This window comes from Alcanivorax sp. HI0083, assembly GCF_001635175.1.
Window position 1 is genome coordinate 1 of record NZ_LWFX01001546.1, and the last position, 2,527, is coordinate 2,527.

Here is a 2,527-nt window from a genome sequence, read left to right on the forward strand (position 1 = left end):
ACGGCGTAAAAGGCAGCGCCAGCCCTGTTAACGGGCCGCACTGGAAAGGATCAGATTGATACCAGTATAAGCAAAGACAAGCTGGTTTCAATTATTTCGGAACATAATTTCATTATTTAAAAGGGGCCGAAAAACAGGGCGCCTGGCGCCCCGCTTTCGTGATAACGGCTTATTCAGCCAGCACTTCAGACATGCGCTGCAATACCACTTCGCCATTTTTCACGGTGGCGATATTCGGATCAGCCATCATGCCGCCCTTGTCATCAATTGCCGTCACACCGTAAGGATTATTCTCCGGCTTCAGGTTCTTCAGCGCCGCACCGAAAGCGCCACGAATTGCCTTGGCATCTTCAACGGTACCGGCTTCCTGCATGGCCTGAACCACCGTGTACAAAGCGAAGTAGTTATAGGCCACTTCAGTGGTCGGGTCCTTCTCCGCGTTCTGCTTGTGATACTTGGCCACAAACGCCTTGGCACCCGGCTCTTCATAACGTGTCAGCGGCACCACACCCACGGACCCTTCCAGCATTTTGTAGCCACCGATGATCTTGGACATTTCCCCCATCTTGGCCTGGTCCATGATCACGAAACCACCCTTGAAACCCAATTCACGAGCCTGTTTCGCCACCAGCGCGGTGGGTTCGGACGCACCACCAATGAACATCACATCCGGTTTCTCCGCCAGCACCTTGCTCACACCGGTGTAGAAATCCGCAGATTTGTTGTAGTCCATCGGGTTATCCGCCACCACGGTACCGCCCATGGCTTCCCAGGTGGGAACAAAGGCCTTGGTCCAGTATTTCGCATAGTCGTGGGTGGCGTTGGCCACAGCCACTTTCTTGCCGTTTTCCTTCATGGCGATTTTGGTAAACGGCTTCATGTAACCGGTAAAGGTGGGCGGAATCCGTACGGTCAGCTCATTGCCTTTCTCTGTCACCGTGGGCACCGAGGTGTACGACATCACCACAAAACCATCGCGTTCGTTGAACGCTTGCAGTGCAAAGGTGCCGCCGGAGTGCGGCGTAAAAATCACCGGCGCACTGTACTGCTGCACCAGCCGCTTGCCGTTCACCGCTGCCTGACTGGGCGAATACTTGTCATCCAGCGACACCAGGTTGATCTCGTAGGTCTCGCCAGCGACGGTAAAACCACCGGCTTCGTTGATTTCCTTTGCAGCCATCTGCAAACCTTCCAGGGTGTTCTGGCCGTATAACGCCGCACCACCACTCAAAGGCCCGGTGAAACCGATATTGACCTCTTCTGCCGCCTGCGCGCCCGTGGCTGCCAGGGCGATTGCGCTGGCACAGGCCAGCTTGCGAAAGGTTTTGACCAGAGTCTGTTTTCCGTTACCCATGAAACTCTCCCGTTGTTGTTTTGCTCAAACCGTGAGTCTTGTGTTGTAGCAATTGATTATGTTGTAGCGCACACGCTGCTACCGGATAACAATTACGCGCCGATATAGGCCTTGCGAATGGCTTCGTTACCCAGCATTGCGTCTTTATCACCCTCCATGACCAGGCGACCGTTTTCGATCACATAGGCACGGTGGGCAATCTTGAGTGCGGCGAAGGCATTCTGCTCCGCCAGCAAAACCGTGGTGCCCTGCTCGTTGATGCCCTTGATGGTTTCAAACATCTGCTTGACCACCAGGGGCGCCAGACCCAGCGAGGGCTCATCCAGCAATAACACTTTCGGGCGGCCCATCATGGCGCGGCCAATGGCCACCATTTGCTGCTGACCACCACTGAGAGACCCGGCAGACTGGTCCTTTTTTTCATCGAGAATCGGAAACAGCGCCAGAATTTCTTCCAGTGTCTTCTTGATCTCCGCCTTGTTGCGACGATGCACATAGGCGCCCAGCATCAGGTTTTTCAACACCGACATTTCCGGAAACAGCTTGCGCCCTTCCGGACACTGCACCACGCCATTGCGCACCAGACCCGACGGTTTCAGGCCGGTGACATCGGTGCCATCCAGGGTAATGGTGCCCGCCGATGGCTTGATCAGCCCGCTGATGGTATTGAACAACGTGCTTTTTCCTGCGCCGTTAGCGCCTAACAGCACCACCAGTTCGCCCTGCTCCACGGACATGGAGACCTGCTCCAGCGCCTTGAAACTGCCGTAACGGGCTTCCACGTTATTAAGCTGCAGCATCTTCATCACTCCCCAGATAGGCTTCGATCACCAACGGATTGTTTTTCACTTCATCCGGCGTGCCTTCGGCAATTTTTTCACCGTGGTCGATCACCATGATCTTGTCCGCCAGGCTCATGATCATGTCCATCTTGTGCTCAATCAGGCAGACCGTGACACCGTGATCCACCATCTTGCGAATCAAGGCCGCCAGGTTTTCCGTTTCTTCCGGGTTGATCCCGCCTGCCGGCTCATCCAGCAGCACCAGCTCCGGATCCGTTGCCAGTGCCAGCGCAAATGCCACGCGCTTTTTCTCTTCCTGGCTGATATCCGCGGTAATGCGATGACCGATGTGAGACAGGCCGACAAAATCCAGCACTTTCTGGGCCCGGGC

Annotated in this window: 3 protein-coding genes; all 3 read right to left on the reverse strand. The window is 55.3% G+C overall.

From position 1 onward, the window contains the following. Positions 1–169 precede the first annotated feature (169 nt). Complete coding sequence (locus A3754_RS23185; RefSeq protein WP_063521467.1) at positions 170–1,354, reverse strand: ABC transporter substrate-binding protein; 1,185 nt, start codon at positions 1,352–1,354, stop codon at positions 170–172. Between the two features lie 92 nt (positions 1,355–1,446). Continuing rightward, positions 1,447–2,154, reverse strand: a complete 708-nt coding sequence (locus A3754_RS23190; protein WP_063521468.1) for an ABC transporter ATP-binding protein — start codon at positions 2,152–2,154, stop codon at positions 1,447–1,449. Then, positions 2,141–2,527 (reverse strand): ATP-binding cassette domain-containing protein (locus tag A3754_RS23195; protein WP_156497171.1); only part of this gene is annotated, 387 nt, incomplete at its 5' end. The genes A3754_RS23190 and A3754_RS23195, both read right to left, overlap by 14 nt.